Below are 17,570 nucleotides of genomic sequence, written 5' to 3'. Positions count from 1 at the left end.
ATGAGCAGCGACAGCGAATTTGTGCAGCGGGCTGACACCGCTGTGTATGAAACCGAGGACCCGGTGCTTTATGGGGTGGCCGATGGTATCGCCACGCTGACCATGAACCGGCCGACCGTCAATAACGCGCAAAACTCGCAGATGACCTACGCCCTGGACGACGCCTTGCGCCGTGCCGTCAATGACGATGCGGTGAAGGTCATTGTGCTGCGCGGCAATGGTAAGCATTTTTCCGCAGGGCACGATATCGGCACGCCGGGGCGCGATATCAACAAGGAATTTGAGCGCGCCAGCCTGTGGTGGGACCACACCAACAAGCCGGGCGGCGAGTACCTCTATGCCCGCGAGCAAGAGGTGTACCTGGGCATGTGCCGGCGCTGGCGCGAACTGCCCAAGCCGACCATTGCCATGGTGCAGGGGGCGTGCATTGCCGGCGGGCTGATGCTGGCCTGGGTCTGTGATTTGATCGTGGCCAGTGACGATGCTTTTTTTCAGGATCCGGTGGTACGCATGGGCATTCCGGGGGTTGAGTATTTTGCCCACCCCTATGAACTGAACCCGCGCATTGCCAAGGAGTTTCTGTTTACTGGCGATCGCATGAGCGCCGAACGCGCCTACCAGATGGGCATGGTCAATCGCCTGTTTACCCGCGAAGGGCTGGAGGCCGGTACCTATGCGCTGGCAGCGGCCATCGCCAAACAGCCGCGGATGGGCCTGGCCCTGACCAAGCAGGCGATCAATCACGTCGAGGATTTGCAGGGCAAGCGTACGGCGATGGACGCGGTGTTTGCCTGGCATCACTTCGCCCATAGCCATAACGAGCTGCTGTCCGGGGACAAGCTGGGCGGCTATGACGCAAAAGCCATGATTGAAGCGAACAAGAGTGCTGCGGGAGAGCGTGGATGAGTGACTATCTGCAAACGGCGTTGACCGATGCCCTGGGCTGCCGTTACCCCATAGTGCAAACCGCGATGGGCTGGGTAGCGGACGCCAATCTGGTGATCGCCAGTACCCGTGCGGGGGCCTTCGGTTTTCTGGCCGGAGCGACCATTGCCGCGGATCAGCTGGAGGGCCAAATCCTGCGGGTGATCGAGGCCACGGGGGGGAGTAATTTCGGCCTCAATTTCCATATGTTCCAGGAAAACGCTGCGCAGTGCGTGGATCTGGCCATCAAGTACCGCCTGCGAGCCGTCAGCTATGGCCGCGGCCCCGACCGCCAGACCATCGGGCGTTTCAAAAAGGCCGGGGTGTTGTGCATTCCCACCGTGGGTGCGCTTAAACACGCACTCAAGGCCGTGGAACTGGGCGCAGACATGGTCACCGTACAGGGCGGCGAGGGTGGCGGGCATACCGGGGGCGTGCCGAGCACCATTTTACTGCCGCAGGTGCTGGATGCGGTGCGGGTGCCGGTGATCGCCGCGGGGGGCTATTCCACCGGGCGCGGGCTGGCCGGAGCGCTGGCCACAGGTGCGGCCGGGGTGGCCATGGGCACGCGGTTCCTGATGACCCAGGAATCGCCCACCCCGATCGCGACGCTGGAGCGTTACGTGAAAGTGACCGACCCACAGCAGATTCGCGTGACGACGGCAGTGGATGGCATGCGCCACCGGATGATCGAAAACGCTTTTATCAATCGTCTGGAAAAAGCCGGTGCCTTTGGCCGCCTGCGCATTGCCCTGGGCAGCGCCTGGCACTGGAAGCAACACACCGGCATGAGCCTTGGGCATATGCTCGGTGTATTTGCCAAATCAATAAAAGAAGACCCTGCGGCGCTGTCGCAGACGGTGATGGCGGCCAATCAGCCGGTGCTGTTGCAGCGCTCGATGGTGGATGGCGTACCGGATGAGGGGATTTTGTCCAGCGGGCAGGTGGCCGCTGCCATTGGCGAACTGAAAAGTTGCCAGAGCCTGATCGACGAGATGGTGCAAGAGGCCGAGCGCTGCCTGATAGCGGTGAATGCACGTCATCAGGCAGCGCGCTGTAAGGCGGGGGAAGCGGCAGCCATCTGAAACGGCTGGCTATGCTGTAATTTAACTTATCTGGATACAAAGCCTGTCCGCTCTGGCCCGTGGGGCAAGCATTCTGATCACTACACTTTTTAATTATTGTGCAGTTCAGGAAGCTGATTTATGCCCCAAGCCTTGCATCGCCATACTCCCTTGCTAACCGCTTATGACCCTCGCGGGCTGGCCATCTGCACGGTGGCCTGTCATCGGCGCACTGCGGCGCAGGAACCTGAAGCGCGGATCAGCCGCCAGGTGTTTGGCCCCAGCGGTTTTTTGACCGAACAGTGGGATCCGCGTCTGGTGGCATTGCGCCGTAAAAATCCGACTACGGTGCCCAATCAGCGCAATCGATCTTCGCTGTCGGGGCGCCTGCTGCGCAGCGACAGTGTTGACCGCGGCGTGCGTATCAGCCTGGCAGGGGCGGGCGGGCAACTGCGCTTTAGTTGGGATGCCCGGGGTACCCGCAGCATCTGGGAATACGATGAACTGCTGCGCCTGAACGCCGTATTCGAACAGGGCGCCGGAACTGAGGTTGCGCATTGTGTCGAGCGTCTGACCTATGCCGACAACAGCGCTGTGCATGCGCGCCAAAATGGCTGCGCCCGGCTGATCCGTCATGACGACCCTGCCGGCACGCTGTGGTTTGAGGGCTATGACCTGCTGGGGCAGGTGACGAGTCAGTCACGGCGATTCGTACGTGACGCATCCCAAGCGCCCAACTGGTCGCCGCAGGCCGGGTTGCGTGAGCAGCACCTTGAATCCCGAAGCTGGCGCACTCAATGGCGCCGTGATGCTGTGGGCCAGTTGGTTGAGCAAATCGATGCCCAGGGCAATCGGCAGCGTATGCGCCATGATGTGGACGGTCTGCTGGCTGCGGTGATGGTCAATCTCGGCAGCGGTCGCCAGCACAGTGTGGTGCAGCAAAGATCCTATAACGCGAGCGGCCAGATAGAAGTTGAACGGTCGGGCAACGGGGTAGTGCGTGCCCTGGCCTACAGCCCGTTGGATGACCGCCTGCAGCAACTGAAAACATGGCGCACCAGTAATCCGGGTGAAGCCTTGCAGGACTTGAACTATGTCTATGACCGGGTTGGCAATGTGCTGAATATCCGTGATGCAGCGCAACCTGTGCTGTGGTCTGATAATACCCGGCTGCAAGCATTGAGCACTTATACCTACGACTCGCTCTACCAGCTGATAGAAGCCACGGGCCGTGAAAACGCCAGCAATCTCAATGGCCCGCAGCTGCCCGTTGCTGCGGGCCTGGGTGCGGCCAACGGTCAGCGTATGCGTAACTACCGTCAGTCGTATACCTACGATGCAGGCGGCAATCTTGCCCTGCTGCAACACATGCCCAGCCACGGTTCTGGCTATACGCGACAGATGAACGTGGCTGACCACAGCAATCACGGCCTTGAACAAAAGTCGGGGCTGCCCGCCCGCCCCGGGCTGGCAAGCGGCTTTGACGCGAATGGCAACCAGCAGGTACTCGAACCGGGGCAGTGGCTGAGCTGGACCCTGCGCAATCAATTGCAGCGAGTTACCCGTGTCACACGCCAGGACGGTGCCAACGATGATGAGGCCTATGTCTACGACAGCAGCGGGGCAAGGGCGCTTAAAATCAGACAGTCCCATGGCCATCGTCAGCCCCGTCGTGAAGAGGTGTATTACTTGCCCGGTCTCGAAGTCCGGCGCAACAGCGCCACGGGCGAATGGTTGAATGTGCTGACGGTGGCCGGTGATCTCAATAGCGCGAGCATATTGCAGTGGGAGAAGGGGCGCCCCGAAAGCATCGATAACGAACACATGCGTTTAAGCCTCTCGGACCATCTGGGCTGCAGCATGCTGGAGCTGGACGGCTCTGGGCGGTTACTCAGTCAGGAAAGCTACTACCCCTATGGAGCCACTGCCTGGTGGGCGACGAAAAATACCCTTGAAGCCCGTTATAAATTTATTCGCTATTCGGGCAAGGAGCGCGATGCCAGCGGGCTTTACTATTACGGCTTGCGGTATTACGCACCGTGGCTGGCGCGCTGGATCAGCGCCGATCCGGGCGATGATATTGATGGCATGAACCTGTACGCGATGGCGCTGGGCAATCCCGTCGGCAGGGTCGACGAGCAGGGCCTGCTGAGTTCGGAGGCGGCTATTGGCCGGTTTGCCGGATTGCACTCGGCCATCTCCGGGCTGTCCAGGCAGATCAGGTCGCGGTGGCAGGCTTCGAGTGCCGCCGCGATTCGTGATGGGCTGGCAACCTGGATCAGTAATGTTGTCGGGGTGGGGGTCGACCTGGCCCTGTTTGAGGGTCGTCAACCGACTCACGGGCTCAATGTTGCCTTGCGAAGTACGGTAAATGCCATTGATGCACTGGCTGTCATGCACATGGGTACCGGGCTTTTTGCAAACTTGACTCACTGGAGCCCCTTTATCGGTTTTATTGCCGCAAACGTTACGCACAGGGGCTTTGAAATGCGAGGTGCCAGCGAGGGGGCGGGTTCTGATGAGGTTTGGGATCCCGTGGCTCGAGTGAGGCTGGCGGGGCATGTGCGCTCACTTACACGTGAAGTCCTGCAGCAGACCTTGAGAGGTTACGGTGACAGCGTGTCCTGGGGCCAGACCCCGGTAAGCTCCAGAGTCATGCGAACGATGATGAGCGCAGGTGCCTATGGCCTGGCTACTGTTCCCAACGCGGTCTATGGTCAGTTTGTGCCAGGGCCACTGCAGCCGAATATAGCCCCTGTGATCGAGGCTTATGACGGGGCGGCGGGTACTTACATTCGCGCAGGCCATCAATCTGCTCAGCTGGATCGTCACGTGAATACGCTGCAGATCCCGCCAGGGATGGCCACGTTTCATGGAGGCATGAGCAGGATGTTCAATCAGACGTGGGTTTACTGGGCCGGGGTCGGGATCGAGGCCATCGCCGCGTATGTCACAGGTTCGCCGATAGCGCAGCAAAGTTCACGGGCCAGGGCCTGGGTGGGGGCTGCCAAAGGGGCGGTATCGGCACTGACCGAGGTGCGTGGGCTTTTGCTGCAAACGGCCAGAAGTGGTTACAACAGCCTGTTCAAGCGTTGGAGACCGGTCAAGCACTGATGATGGATAACCTGCGGCGGCGGGCCTGTTCGCGATGATAGTGCTCCGGTTTGGTGTGATACGCCACGCTGCCTGCACCGCAGGCATTGTGCTGCCCACGCTGTCTGAGGCTTGCCAGATCATCGTGGCAGCGCTTGGCATCAGGACAGAAATCCGCCATCTACATTCAGCGAGATACCCGTGGTGTAGCTCGATGCATCGCTTGCCAGATACAGCACAGCCCCGGCCATCTCGCCGGGGGCGGCGACGCGTTTGAGCGGGATGTGTTGCAGGGCGGTCTTGAGAATGGCGTCGTTGCTGACCAGCGCCGAGGCAAACTTGGTGTCGGTCAGCCCCGGTAGTAACGCATTGCAACGAATGCCGAACCCTGCACATTCCTTGGCAAACACCTTGGTCATATTGATCACCGCTGCCTTGGTCATCGAATACACACCCTGGAACACTCCCGGTGATACGCCGTTGATCGAGGCTACGTTAATGATGCTGCCGCCGCCGTGCTCGCGCATCAGCTTCCCTGCCTCCACGGACATAAAAAAATAGCCGCGAATGTTCACGTCGACGGTTTTCTGGAAAGCGCCAAGGTCGGTGTCCAGTACGTTGCAGAACTGCGGATTGGTCGCGGCGTTGTTGACCAGGATATCGATGCGGCCAAAGTCTGCGCGTATGCGCGCAAAGGTCTGAGTGATCTGTTCCATTTCGCCGATATGGCAGGCGATCGCAGTGGCCTTGCCGCCCTCGGCGATGATTGCATCGGCCACTGGCTGGCAGCCTTCGAGTTTGCGGCTGGAGACAATGACGTGGGCACCTTGTTGGGCCAGCAGCCTGGCAATGGCTTCACCTATGCCACGGCTGGCACCGGAAACAAAAGCGATTTTGCCATCAAGGTCGAACAGTTGAGTCCTGGACATGTTGATTCCCTGTTATCTGGGGCTTAGAGGCTGGAGCGGCGAATGACGTTAAGGCTCATCTGCTCCAGCAGAGCGTTCATTTGTATGAACTGGGCAAAACGTTTGTCTGCGGTCTGGCCGTGGTAGTAGCGGTAGTAGATCTGTTGAACGATACCCGCCAGACGAAACAGGCCGTAGGTGTAGTAGAAATCGTAGTTGTCTATCTGAATCCCGGAACGCTCGGCGTAGTAATCCACAAATTCGCGGCGGGTCAACATACCCGGAGCGTTGCTCGGCTGGCGCCGCATCAGTTGCACCGGCGCTGGGTCATCCGCCTCGATCCAGTAGGCGAGGGTGTTGCCCAGGTCCATCAGCGGATCACCCAGCGTAGTCAGCTCCCAGTCCAGCACGCCGATGATCTGCATCGGGTTGGCGGGATCGAGGATCACGTTATCAAAGCGGTAGTCGTTGTGAACGATAGCCGGGGTCGGGTAGTCGGTTGGCATTTTGGCGTGCAGCCAGTCTTTTACTGTGTGCCAATGGGGTGCATCCGGGGTCAGGGCCTTTTCGTAGCGCTCGCTCCAGCCGCTGATCTGGCGCTGCACGTAGCCTTGCGGCTTACCCAGATCGGCCAGGCCGCAGGCGTTGTAGTCAACGCGATGCAACTCGACCAGTTTGTCGATAAAGCTCTTGCACAGGGTTCGGGTGGCGTCGGCGCCCAATGCCAGTTCCTGCGGCAGATCCGAGCGCAGGATGATGCCCCTGACCCGTTCCATGACATAGAACCCGGAGCCGATCAGACTTTCGTCGGAGCAGTGGGCGTAGGCCCTGGGGCAGTAGGGGAAGGCGTCCTTGAGCTGATTGAGGATGCGAAACTCGCGGCCCATGTCGTGCGCCGATTTGGCCTTTTGGCCAAAGGGCGGGCGGCGCAGCACCAGCTCTCGACCCGGGTATTCAATCAGGTAAGTCAGGTTCGAGGCGCCGCCGGGGAACTGGCTGATCGCAGGTTCCCCCACAAGGCCAGGAATATTTGCCTTGAGGTAAGGGTCAATGCGGCTGGCGTCGAGTTCTTCGCCGGTGCGGATGCGGGTGGACGAGTCGGTAAGCGCCATGTTTATCTCTTCTGTTTATAGTTGAGGCCTGACAACATTCGCTAATCTAATGGGCGGCCCGGGTCTCGACAAGTCGGCTGCTGCCTTAATAGGCAGGGCTGTTAGCAGGGGATCAGCGTCTTTGATGGCCACTGCCTCAATAAACCGCAGGGCAAAAAAAACCGAAGCGCGTGGGCTTCGGTTTTCGGTGCTGCGTGTGGCTTAGGCCGGGAACAGTTCGCTCAGTTTCATGGCCAGCATCATGTCGCCTTCAGCGCGCAGTTTGCCGCCCATAAATGCCTGCATGCCATCGGTTTCGCCGCTAACGATGCCTTCCAGGGTCTCGCCGTCCATCACCAGGGTGACCTGGGCGTCAGGGTTTTCACCTTCTTTGAGTTCACAAGTGCTGTCTTTAACGATCAGCGAGAAGTGTTTATCTTCATCGATGCGGAAACCAAAAACCAGGTCCAGGCCTGCAGCAGCGGCTGGGTTGAATTTGGCTTTCATTGCTTGAACGGCATCAGCTACAGAAGTCATGGTTCGATCCTTATATAGGGTGGAGTACGGCGGCCCGAAGGCCGCGGTTGCCGACGCTCAACGATAGGTGATGAGTGACGGCGTCTTCAACAGTTGCAAATGCACATGACTGTTGAAGGAAGCCAGGGTGACCTCGCGGCCATGAAACTTGAGCTGGCTGAGCGAGGTATTGACGATTTGCCAGCCGAGCTTGAAAGCATCGGTGGCCGGAATTCGGGTCAATAGGTGGACCAGGGCCGTAATGGTGCCTGCAGAAGTGAACACGACAATGTTCTGCTGGCCTTTGGCAAGGTCAAGAAGGCGATTGAGTCCGCCCTGAACCCGTTCGACAAAGCCCAGCCAGGTTTCCAGGCCGGGGGTGTCCCAGGTGCCGCTGAGCCAGCGCTCGATGATCAGCTCAAAGATACGCTGGAACTCGGCCGGATTGTGGGCGGCATTGTTCATCGCCGTCAGGGCCTCTGGCTCGTCCGGCAGCAAGCCGGGAAGCAGGGCATCAAGGATGGCGTAAGCATCGAATTCGTTGAAGGCAGCGTCTGTTTCCAGTGTAGGGGCGGGCAGCCCGGCGGCGTGCAGTTGTGCCAGGGCATGGCGTGCGGTGTCTTGCTGACGTGTCAGATCACCGGCCAGGCAACGGTCAAAGCGCAAATCGAGTTCGGCCAGATGCTGACCGGCAATTTGCGCCTGGTGCACGCCCAGTGGTGACAACTTGTCGTAGTCATCTGCACCAAAGGAGGCCTGGCCATGTCTGATCAAATAGATGCTGCCCACGTGCGCGTCATTCCTGAGCACTGAAAGTCAGGCGAGGTTAGGAGGATGGCAAGTGGCTGTCAATGAAAAAACATACGCTTGTTTGAATTGCTGCCAATGCCCCTGATCAAGGTGTTTCACGGCTGGCAGGCCCCGGTTGGCGTCGGTATGCTGGTTGCCATTGCGCAGCCCTGACCCTCGGGCTGCAATCGTTTTCAAGGAGATGCTGTGGAATTTCTTGCCGAGTACGCCAGTTTTCTGGCTAAAACCGTGACTCTGGTGGTCGCCATTGTGGTGGTGCTGGTGACTGTTGCTGCATTGCGTGGCAAAGGGCGCCGTTCTACCGGGCAATTGCAGGTCACCAAGCTCAATGATTTCTACAAGGGCCTGCGTGAACGCCTGGAGCAATCGCTGCTGTCCAAAGACCAGTTCAAGGCACTGCGCAAGCAGACTGCCAAGGCCGACAAAAAACTGAAAAAACAGCCAGAAACCAAGGCAAATGTCTTCGTGCTGGATTTTCACGGTGATATCAAGGCCTCGGCGACAGAAAGCCTGCGCCATGAAATTACTGCCTTGCTGACCCTGGCCAGGCCGACTGACGAAGTGGTGCTGCGTCTGGAAAGTGGTGGTGGCATGGTGCACAGCTATGGCCTTGCGTCGTCGCAATTGGCACGTATCCGTCAGGCAGGCATTCCGCTGACCATCTGCATCGATAAAGTTGCTGCCAGCGGTGGCTACATGATGGCTTGTATCGGCCAGAAGATTATCAGTGCACCGTTTGCAATTCTGGGTTCCATCGGTGTGGTGGCGCAGTTGCCCAACGTCAATCGCCTGCTCAAAAAGCACGACATTGATTATGAAGTGCTGACGGCGGGCGAGTACAAGCGAACGCTTACGGTATTTGGCGAAAACACCGAAAAAGGTCGTGAAAAGTTCCAGCAGGACCTGGATATCACCCATCAGCTGTTCAAGAACTTCGTGTCCAAGTACCGCCCGCAGCTGGCGATTGATGAAGTGGCTACCGGCGAAGTGTGGCTGGGCGTTGCTGCGGTCGATAAACAGCTGGTCGACGAATTGAAAACCAGCGATGAGTATTTGTCCGAGCGGGCCGCGAATGCACAGCTGTATCACCTGCACTATGCCCAGCGCAAAAGTTTGCAGGAGCGTGTGGGGCTGGCTGCCAGCAGTTCGGCGGAACATGTTGTTGACTCATTGTGGAGTCGTTTGACCCAATCACGTTTCTGGTGATTAGTCAGGCGCTGTTGTAAGTTTTACAACAGCGCCTGCGTCTGTGTCTGGTGCGGTAGTTAATTATCGTTTAAAACATGTTTTTTAATAAATAACCTGATTCTTTATCAAGTATTCAGCCGACTATTTTTTAGTGTTGTCTATAAGCTGAAGGCACGAATCCCTATCGAGCCTTTACCATGACCGATGCTATTAGTTATCCGTTATCAGAGTCTGAACGATCCGTTGTCGACTATGCCCGTCGATTGGCGAATGTGCCGGTTGAAAACCAGCACGAAACCTATATTGCGGGGTTGCTTGCACCTTGGTTTAAATATGCGTCGCCGATGTTGCGCGAAAGATTACTTAACAGTTTCAAATTAGGGCAAATGGCTCAGCGCGAGGTCGCGCGCGTGCTGGCCCAAATCAAGCCGATAGAGTCGTTCGCCGAGCCGTTGCTCAAGGAGGCGCTGAAGGCACGTGGCTGGACAGATGCTGACCCCAAGAGGTATGGCATAAAACAGGTTCGCTTGTTGAGTAATCTGTTGCTGTTTTTTGCTCGGCAACAATTCAGGCTAGTTGATTCTCTGATCCAGTTTGCCTTGCCCGAGAAGTTCACACCTGAGTCATTGGAGCTGAACCTGGTATCGAGCGTCAGTCATCACAGCCTGCTGCAGGCAGCGTTGCAGAACTATGAGGCTTTTGAGGCTGTTGAAGGCGGCTTCGACCAGGGGTCGTGCATTTATGCACTCAGAGGTACGCAGCAGATTGAACAGGCCGAATTAAAACCCGAAGGTTTCGCGCAGATCTGCCGCGACCTGAACCTGGGCATGCAATATCAATGGCATTTGACGCGTGTGTTTGAGCCGGCGGATGATAATTTGCCTGCCGATAATGCCAATTCAAAGGCGTATAAGTTGCAAGCTGTATTTGTGCAGAATCTGCGCCAGGAATTTGCCTGCGCCTTGCATGCGGCCTATATGAAGGCGGAGGTCACGACACAATCATATCACTATATATTGAATTTTTTGATTCCGCCGGGTGCCCTCTTTTCGTATATTCATTCAGGCCATAGCACGCTTCATATCATGGGCTTTGAGGTCCCCGGAGTTATTGTTTTTTGGCCGCAGAGAAAACCGCCCGAAGAGGCGCAGCCCTGCGTGCTTTATTTGCCGAACAGTTCCGGCAAGGCGTTTCACGAATTCGAGTCGTTTGATTTATTAAAGGCAACGCTGCGCGAGTGGTTAAAAAATAGCGATTTTGCCACGTATTTCTTTCAATTGGTTCCCTTGCGTTACCGCGCCGAGTTTATGCGGCGCACGGACTTGAAAAATATAACCTGGGATTCGTTGTTGTTACGCCGCCCACCGATCATCAATGAGCCTGCATTGATGTCCGAAACCCGGCATCTGCCCAAGTTTGACGATCCATTTTTGATTGCCTGGGGGCTGCAGTTGGCCAAAATTAAAGATGATGCCAGGTTGCTGATCGTCCCCACGGAAGATGAAGACTCTAAAAGTCGTTTGGCACGTCAGGCCTCTTTCTTGAATCTGGGGGTGAGCTTGTTGATGGTTGCGTTGGGTTTTGTCCCTGTTCTGGGTGAGATCTTGCTGGTAACCAGTGTCATGCAACTGGGGGTTGAGGTGTATGACGGTATCAAGGCATGGCAGCGGGGAGACCGTGCCGCCGCGCTGGAGTACTTATTCGATGTTGCCGAGAATTTTGCGCTGGCTGCCAGCAGCACTGCAGCGGCAAAAGCACTCAGGCCATCGCCGGTCGTGGATGCACTGGTTGCAGTCACGTCAGTTAAAGGTCAAAAACGATTGTGGCGGCCGGATCTCAGGCCCTACCAATACCCAAACCTTGCGCTGGGTGATGCCGAGCCCGATGCGCGAGGGCTCTATAGCATGGGTAACAAGCAGTTTATCAAGCTGGAAGACAAGGTGTATCAGGTCAAAATCGATGCTGCGACACAAAGGTGTCATATCCAGCACCCAACCGAGCCGTACACCTACACACCACGCGTCAGGCATAACGGCAGCGGTGCGTGGGCGCATGAACTCGATGATCCGATGCAAATGTCGCGCATGCAGTTGTTCCGTCGGTTGGGCCCTGCGGCCCAAGGGTTATCGGACGCTATGGTCGAGCGTGTGCTGGCTGCATCCAATACCAGTGATGATGCGTTGCGCAGGCTGCACATGGATAACCTGCCGCCACCTCCTGCGTTGGCAGACAGCATGAGGCGCGTGCAGTTGAGTCAAATGATCGAACGTTTCATCGTACAAATGCAGCAGGGGGGCAAAGTGTCTACCGATACTGCGCAATTGCAACTGGAGCTGTTGACTCGTCTTGATGGCTGGCCTGCGGACAGAGTTTTACGCGTGGTGAACATGCGCGGGTCCATGGTCATGGAGTACGGGCCTGAAGTGGAGTCTACGCATCCCCGCCTGCAAGTTACCGAAGCCCAGATCAAGAACGCAGAATTGCTCAAGACCACGCTGGAGTCCTTCTCCTCGGCGCAAATCGAGGTTTTGTTGGGGCAATCTGTCGATGGCCTTGAGCAACAGGAACAGGCATTGGCGCGCCAGTTGGGTCGCTTTGCCCAAGCTACAAAGTCTGACCTGTTCTCGCATCTGTATAAACGGGGCGAGGTGGTGACAGCCCGGATGGAGCTGTTGCAAAAACAGTTTCCGAGTTTGCCGGCAAGTGTGATGGGCGAGTTGATGGATCAACTTGCCCCGGCCGAAATGGCAACAGTGCAGAGCACCGGGCGCCTGCCGCTGCATATCCTGGAAGAGGCGCGCAGCTACACGCAGGTATTGCGTTTGAACCGGGCACTGGAGGGACTCTATTTCGAGGCTCTAAGTAACGTTGATAGCAATACATTGGCATGGCAAACCCTTACCCACTTGCCTGATTGGCCACCCAGTCAGCGCTTGCTATTGCGCGACAGAGCCACAGGTCAAGTACTGAGCTCCGTAGGTAATCCGTTGTCCAGATACAGCCAGGAGATTTTTAAAAGCGCGGGCGAGTACCATTTTTTGGGCCTCGCGACAGATGATATATACAGCAGCCCTTATCTTTGCAGATGTGTGGCCAAAGCCTTGCCGTCTTCCGCGCGTATGTCGCTTGGGCTTCCCGACACTGACCCGGGGGTGTTTTTAAGCTGGAAAATTGCATCCCATGCGGCCGGTCATCGCGCGCAAAGTGCCAATGCGCTGGGGATGCAGCAGGTTAAACCCTGGTTCAAATCGCCCATGCGCCTGGCCGATGGGCGGGCAGGCTACAGGCTCAGCGGTCGCTCAGGCCATGCCGCGCAAGCGAGCAGGCCATTGGTGATAAAGGATCTTGTGATGGATCTTTTTCCGTTGATGAGTGAGGAAACGGTCAGCCAGTTTTTATACCATCTTGAACTTTCACCTGCGTTGACCACCCGGGTACTGGCCAGGTTCAAGGCCGAACTTCAAACCTTGCGTAGCGATCTTGAGCGCTGGGTGGACTCGCCGGTCTGGAGTCAGCGGCGCAATGGCCCGCGGGTACTGGTGACGACCCAGGACAAGCGTGCAATCAGCCAGGCTTTGCTCCATGTCTGGCGCCGACAGACTGCAACCGTGAGCGTGGGTGAGCACACCGGATATGTGCTGAACCTCAATAGTTGGCCAGTTGATTGCTTGCCTGAGATATCGGCAGATTTTTCCCATGTCAGTGCACTGCACTTGAGCAACTCACCCAATGGAAAGTTTCCCGGTTCATTTTTGGAAAAGTTTCCCAACTTACGCATCCTGTCCCTGAAAAGTAACCAGCTCAGTGAGTTGCCCGTGGAAATTGCCGGTATGTCCGAATTGGTCAACTTGAACTTGCAGGACAATCATATTGTATTGAGCGGGCGAACCGCTTCGGCTCTGGCGGGACTGACCCGGTTGAAATCTTTGAATTTAACGGGAAATCCCTTGGGCAGGCGTATTTCGGTGACTCGCATGGTTGACCTTGAGCGTTTGTATCTACGCTACAGTGGTCTGCTGACTTGGCCTGAAGGGGTTGAGTCGCTCAGCCACCTGCAGACCCTGGATATGCGTGACAACAATATTAGTCGCATTCCACTGGAGGTTTTGTCACCTGGCAGAACAGCGATCAATAGTGTTACTCACCTGCATGACAATCCTTTGAGTGCCGACTCGTTACGCCGCCTTGAGAATTATCGGCGAGAGTACGGCATCAGTTTTGGTATTGCTCCGCGACGTCGGCATGTTGACCAGGTACGCGGCATCTTTCACTGGGCGTCCCGGCCAACGTTCACAGAGACGCGTGTATGGAACAGCTTGAGGGATATCGCCGGGTCGAGTGATTTTTTTCGCGTGCTGGAAGACCTCAGTGCGTCCTCCCAGTATTTGCATGGACGTGAAAGTTTAAGCCAACGGGTCTGGCAAGTTCTCAATGCCATGCACGATTTCAGCGAATTACGTAACCAGCTGTTTGAGGTTTCAGCCAATCCCAATACCTGCGCCGATGGGATTCCCATGATTTTTTCGGATCTTGAACTTCGTTACCGGATCTTTATTGCGCAAAGCTCGGTCAATGCCGAAGCAGAGCTGCTGCAACTGGCACAAGGACTTCTGCGGATCGAACTGCTGGATAAACATGTACAGGGGGTTGTTGAGGCGCGAATTGCTGCAGTCCATGCCGAGCAATCAGAGTACGTGCGCCAATTGCAGGGCTTGATCGATGAGGTCAGCCCGGATTTTGCATCTGAGCCCTTGGCGAACATGACGGCGGAGGAACAGCAGGGAGTGGCTTATCGTTTGGGTTCGGCACAAGCGCTGCGTCTGGCGCAGAGGCTCAGCCCGGCTGATTTGCAGGCGCGAATTGCAAAGGTTGATCCGCTGGAGATACAGATGTTTTATCAGGTCAAACTGGCTGCTGACCTTGGCTTGCCGGCGCGGCCCAAGAGCATGATTTTTGAAAGAGTCGCCAATGTCACGCTCGAGCAGCTTGAAGCCGCCAAGCTGTATGTTTTGACTGAGGATACAGCGCAAGCGAGGATTGCTTACATTGAAAAGCAGGGGTTCTGGGAGCGCTTTCTGGAGAAGAAATACCCCGAGCATTTTCAGTCGGTTGACTCACCGCTGCATGAACGCATGCAGGGGCTTTACCTGGCTAGGGAGAGGCTGTCCAGTCAGGAGTATGTGTCGAAAACCCAAGCTGTAGGGGAAAGTCGTTTGCTGGCCAGGCAAGAACTGATCAGCCAGTTGACCCGTGAAGAAGTTGAAAAACACCCTTTCGACCAGGAGCAATCTTGACCCTGCGCAGGGTTATGCAGGCGCTGGCCCTGGGTAACCAGGGCCAGCCACAGCATCAGCGACGACGGAACAGCGGCATCGGCTCGTCGGTTGAAGACTGGTAGGTCACCGAGAAGTCCTTGAGGCCTTCCAGCGCTTCGTAAGGGTCTTTATCGGCACGGATGGCGAATGCGTCAAAGCCACAGCGATGCAGATAGAACAACTGGTCGCGCAGAACATCGCCAATGGCGCGAAGTTCGCCTTTATAACCATAGCGGTCACGCAGCAAACGGGCGTTGGAATAACTGCGGCCATCAGTGAAAGCCGGGAAGTTCAGGGCAATAACCTGAAAGTTCGCCACGTCCTCGCCCAGCTCTTCAGCTTCTTCGTCGCTGTCCAGCCACACGCCCAGGCCGCCGTCGCGGGCCTTGAGTGCGTGGCCGTGTTCGCGCCACATCACCAAAGGCACGATCAGGTCGTCGCAATTGGAGATTTCGTCAAAGCTGGTTTCCTTGGGCAGCAAGTGCCAGGTTTCATCGATGACCTGGTTGTTCTTAATTATTCGCTGCATAGACGCGCTCCTTGAAAGGGTCAATGCCGATACGCTGGTAGGTATCGATAAAACGTTCGTCTTCGGTACGTTTTTCAACATAGACGTCGATCAGCTTTTCAATCACATCCGGCATGGCGTCCTGGGCAAAGGACGGGCCCAGAATCTTGCCGAGACTGGCATCACGGCTGGCACTGCCACCCAGGGATACCTGATAGAACTCGGCGCCTTTTTTATCTACGCCGAGAATCCCGATATGCCCGACGTGGTGGTGACCACAGGCGTTCATGCAACCGGAAATGTTCAGATCCAGTTCGCCAATATCGAACAGGTAGTCCAGGTTTTCAAAGCGGCGCTGGATCGATTCGGCAATCGGGATCGACTTGGCGTTGGCCAGGGAGCAGAAGTCACCACCAGGGCAGCAGATCATGTCGGTCAGCAAACCGATGTTGGGCGTGGCGAACCCATTTTCGCGCAACTCGCCCCACATGGTGAACAGCTGGCTCTCTTCGACATCGGCCAGGATAATGTTCTGCTCGTGGGAAGTACGCAGTTGGCCAAAGCTGTAACGGTCGGCCATGTCGGCGATGGCATCCCACTGCTTGTCGGTCACATCGCCCGGGGCTACACCTGTAGGTTTGAGCGACAAAGTAACGGCGACATAGCCCGGTTTTTTGTGGGCCAACGTGTTGCGTACGCGCCAACGGGCAAAACCCGGGTGCTGCTTGTCGAGTTCGGCCAGTTCGGCGCCGAAGTCGGGCAGGGCTTTGTAGTCAGGATCGACGAAGTGCTTGGCGATACGCTGCACTTCGGCTTCGGTCAGGGTGTTCGAACCGCCGCGCAAGTGAACCATTTCGGCCTCAACACGCTCTGCGAACACTTCAGGCGTCAGCGCCTTGACCAGAATCTTGATCCGCGCCTTGTACTTGTTGTCACGACGGCCATAGCGGTTGTAGACACGCAGGATGGCCTCGAGGTAGCTCAACAGGTCTTGCCACGGCAAGAACTCATTGATGAAGGCACCGATTACCGGGGTACGGCCCAGGCCGCCACCTACCAGTACACGGAAGCCCACTTCGCCGGCGTCGTTGAGCACCGGCTCCAGGCCGATGTCATGCACTTCAATGGCTGCACGGTCAGATGTCGAACCGTTGATTGCAATTTTGAATTTGCGTGGCAGGTAGGCGAATTCCGGATGGAAAGTCGTCCACTGACGCACGATTTCGCACCAAGGGCGCGAATCGATCAGTTCATCCGCAGCAACACCGGCGAACTGGTCGGTGGTGACGTTGCGCAGGCAGTTGCCGCTGGTCTGAATGGCGTGCATCTGCACGGTGGCCAGTTCTTCCAGGATGTCCGGGATGTCTTCCAGCGCAGGCCAGTTGAATTGCACGTTCTGGCGGGTACTGATGTGGGCATAGCCCTTGTCATAGTCACGAGCGATTTTGGCCATCATTCGCGCCTGACGCGAAGTCAACTGGCCATAAGGCACAGCGACCCGCAGCATTGGGGCAAAGCGTTGAACATAAAGGCCATTTTGCAGGCGCAGGGGGCGGAACTCTTCTTCGCTCAGCTCACCTGCCAGATAGCGTCGGGTCTGATCCCGGAACTGCTTGACGCGGTCCTCGATGATCTGCTGATCGTACTCGTCATATACGTACATATAGGTCCTGTTCTCAGGCTGCTAACAGCTTATCTGCGCGCACGGCCGCGCACTCCCCAAGGAGCGGGGCACGATACCAGTTTGTAGTTATGCGCAAAAGTGATGTTTAAGCATATGCAAAGAACCAAAACGACTATAAGCGTTTGATTCTCAATCCCTTACTTGTGGGAAGGGCATTGCTGGACTTAACTGTTTTAAGGACTTCAAGCAATCACCCATAAAACCGAAAAAAGGCGATGCGATGAGTACTCCAGTCAAAGCGCGTAAAAGCGACAGCAAGGTCGATGCATGGGCCATTTTCTTCCTGATCATTCTGGTGGTTTCTACTGCCGTGTACTGGGTCAGCCACCAGTAGCAAGCGTGCAAGGTCGAGGCTGATCAGGCGGATGTAGCCGCTAAAGAGCTTGTCGACATTACCTGGCGCCGCCCTCGCTGCCGTTGGCATGCTCAACAATGCCAACGTTGTGCATGGCCCCCAGGCCTTCGCGTG

The 17,570-nt window shown here is 56.7% G+C and carries 11 protein-coding genes; 5 read left to right on the top strand and 6 right to left on the bottom strand.

The features are described 5' to 3' along the window. From FHL07_RS02370 to FHL07_RS02360, 3 genes are all read left to right on the top strand, one after another. Nucleotides 1–906, top strand: coding sequence for an enoyl-CoA hydratase (locus tag FHL07_RS02370; RefSeq protein WP_095000413.1), 906 nt, complete (start codon nucleotides 1–3; stop codon nucleotides 904–906). Beyond that, entirely contained in the window at nucleotides 903–2,009 is a 1,107-nt protein-coding gene (locus tag FHL07_RS02365) for an NAD(P)H-dependent flavin oxidoreductase (protein ID WP_095000412.1), read from the top strand. Before FHL07_RS02370 ends, FHL07_RS02365 begins: the two co-directional genes overlap by 4 nt. A gap of 120 nt (nucleotides 2,010–2,129) precedes the next feature. Further along, entirely contained in the window at nucleotides 2,130–5,102 is a 2,973-nt protein-coding gene (locus FHL07_RS02360; RefSeq protein ID WP_138738048.1) for an RHS repeat domain-containing protein, read from the top strand. 140 nt (nucleotides 5,103–5,242) lie between these two features. Here the strand turns inward: FHL07_RS02360 and FHL07_RS02355 are convergent, their stop codons facing one another. The 4 genes from FHL07_RS02355 to FHL07_RS02340 form a co-directional block, all read right to left on the bottom strand. Continuing rightward, entirely contained in the window at nucleotides 5,243–6,010 is a 768-nt protein-coding gene (locus FHL07_RS02355; protein WP_095018034.1) for an SDR family oxidoreductase, read from the bottom strand. Between the two features lie 23 nt (nucleotides 6,011–6,033). Further along, nucleotides 6,034–7,101, bottom strand: coding sequence for a phosphotransferase family protein (locus FHL07_RS02350; RefSeq protein WP_138738047.1), 1,068 nt, complete (start codon nucleotides 7,099–7,101; stop codon nucleotides 6,034–6,036). Between the two features lie 201 nt (nucleotides 7,102–7,302). Further along, entirely contained in the window at nucleotides 7,303–7,617 is a 315-nt protein-coding gene (locus FHL07_RS02345; RefSeq protein ID WP_095000408.1) for an SCP2 sterol-binding domain-containing protein, read from the bottom strand. 57 nt (nucleotides 7,618–7,674) lie between these two features. Then, complete coding sequence (locus tag FHL07_RS02340) at nucleotides 7,675–8,385, bottom strand: histidine phosphatase family protein (RefSeq protein WP_095024746.1); 711 nt, start codon at nucleotides 8,383–8,385, stop codon at nucleotides 7,675–7,677. Between the two features lie 207 nt (nucleotides 8,386–8,592). Here FHL07_RS02340 and sohB point away from each other — a divergent pair, with 207 nt between their 5' ends. Together sohB and FHL07_RS02330 are read left to right on the top strand one after the other, a co-directional pair. After that, nucleotides 8,593–9,612, top strand: coding sequence for a protease SohB (sohB, locus tag FHL07_RS02335; RefSeq protein ID WP_095000406.1), 1,020 nt, complete (start codon nucleotides 8,593–8,595; stop codon nucleotides 9,610–9,612). 179 nt (nucleotides 9,613–9,791) lie between these two features. Continuing rightward, nucleotides 9,792–14,888, top strand: a complete 5,097-nt coding sequence (locus tag FHL07_RS02330; RefSeq protein WP_138738046.1) for an NEL-type E3 ubiquitin ligase domain-containing protein — start codon at nucleotides 9,792–9,794, stop codon at nucleotides 14,886–14,888. A gap of 55 nt (nucleotides 14,889–14,943) precedes the next feature. On the opposite strand, the gene FHL07_RS02325 is transcribed toward FHL07_RS02330, so the two are convergent. Together FHL07_RS02325 and FHL07_RS02320 are read right to left on the bottom strand one after the other, a co-directional pair. After that, the gene (locus FHL07_RS02325; RefSeq protein WP_095000404.1) at nucleotides 14,944–15,438 is read right to left on the bottom strand and encodes a DUF934 domain-containing protein; all 495 of its coding nucleotides are present in this window, start codon (nucleotides 15,436–15,438) and stop codon (nucleotides 14,944–14,946) included. After that, the gene (locus tag FHL07_RS02320; RefSeq protein ID WP_016781107.1) at nucleotides 15,422–17,080 is read right to left on the bottom strand and encodes a nitrite/sulfite reductase; all 1,659 of its coding nucleotides are present in this window, start codon (nucleotides 17,078–17,080) and stop codon (nucleotides 15,422–15,424) included. The genes FHL07_RS02325 and FHL07_RS02320 overlap by 17 nt, the downstream gene beginning before the upstream one ends. Nucleotides 17,081–17,570 lie beyond the last annotated feature (490 nt).

This window comes from Pseudomonas sp. FSL W7-0098, from assembly GCF_005930585.1.
Taxonomy (GTDB): domain Bacteria; phylum Pseudomonadota; class Gammaproteobacteria; order Pseudomonadales; family Pseudomonadaceae; genus Aquipseudomonas; species Aquipseudomonas bubulae.
This window is presented reverse-complemented; position numbering and strand designations above follow the sequence as displayed.

What these genes read in the sequence shown, in the direction of transcription:
- FHL07_RS02345 (WP_095000408.1), bottom strand. Translation starts at nt 7,617, where the DNA reads ATGACTTCTGTAGCTGATGCCGTTCAAGCAATGAAAGCCAAATTCAAC.
- FHL07_RS02355 (WP_095018034.1), bottom strand. Translation starts at nt 6,010, where the DNA reads ATGTCCAGGACTCAACTGTTCGACCTTGATGGCAAAATCGCTTTTGTT.
- FHL07_RS02330 (WP_138738046.1), top strand. Translation starts at nt 9,792, where the DNA reads ATGACCGATGCTATTAGTTATCCGTTATCAGAGTCTGAACGATCCGTT.
- FHL07_RS02360 (WP_138738048.1), top strand. Translation starts at nt 2,130, where the DNA reads ATGCCCCAAGCCTTGCATCGCCATACTCCCTTGCTAACCGCTTATGAC.
- FHL07_RS02370 (WP_095000413.1), top strand. Translation starts at nt 1, where the DNA reads ATGAGCAGCGACAGCGAATTTGTGCAGCGGGCTGACACCGCTGTGTAT.
- FHL07_RS02325 (WP_095000404.1), bottom strand. Translation starts at nt 15,438, where the DNA reads ATGCAGCGAATAATTAAGAACAACCAGGTCATCGATGAAACCTGGCAC.
- FHL07_RS02365 (WP_095000412.1), top strand. Translation starts at nt 903, where the DNA reads ATGAGTGACTATCTGCAAACGGCGTTGACCGATGCCCTGGGCTGCCGT.
- FHL07_RS02350 (WP_138738047.1), bottom strand. Translation starts at nt 7,101, where the DNA reads ATGGCGCTTACCGACTCGTCCACCCGCATCCGCACCGGCGAAGAACTC.
- FHL07_RS02320 (WP_016781107.1), bottom strand. Translation starts at nt 17,080, where the DNA reads ATGTACGTATATGACGAGTACGATCAGCAGATCATCGAGGACCGCGTC.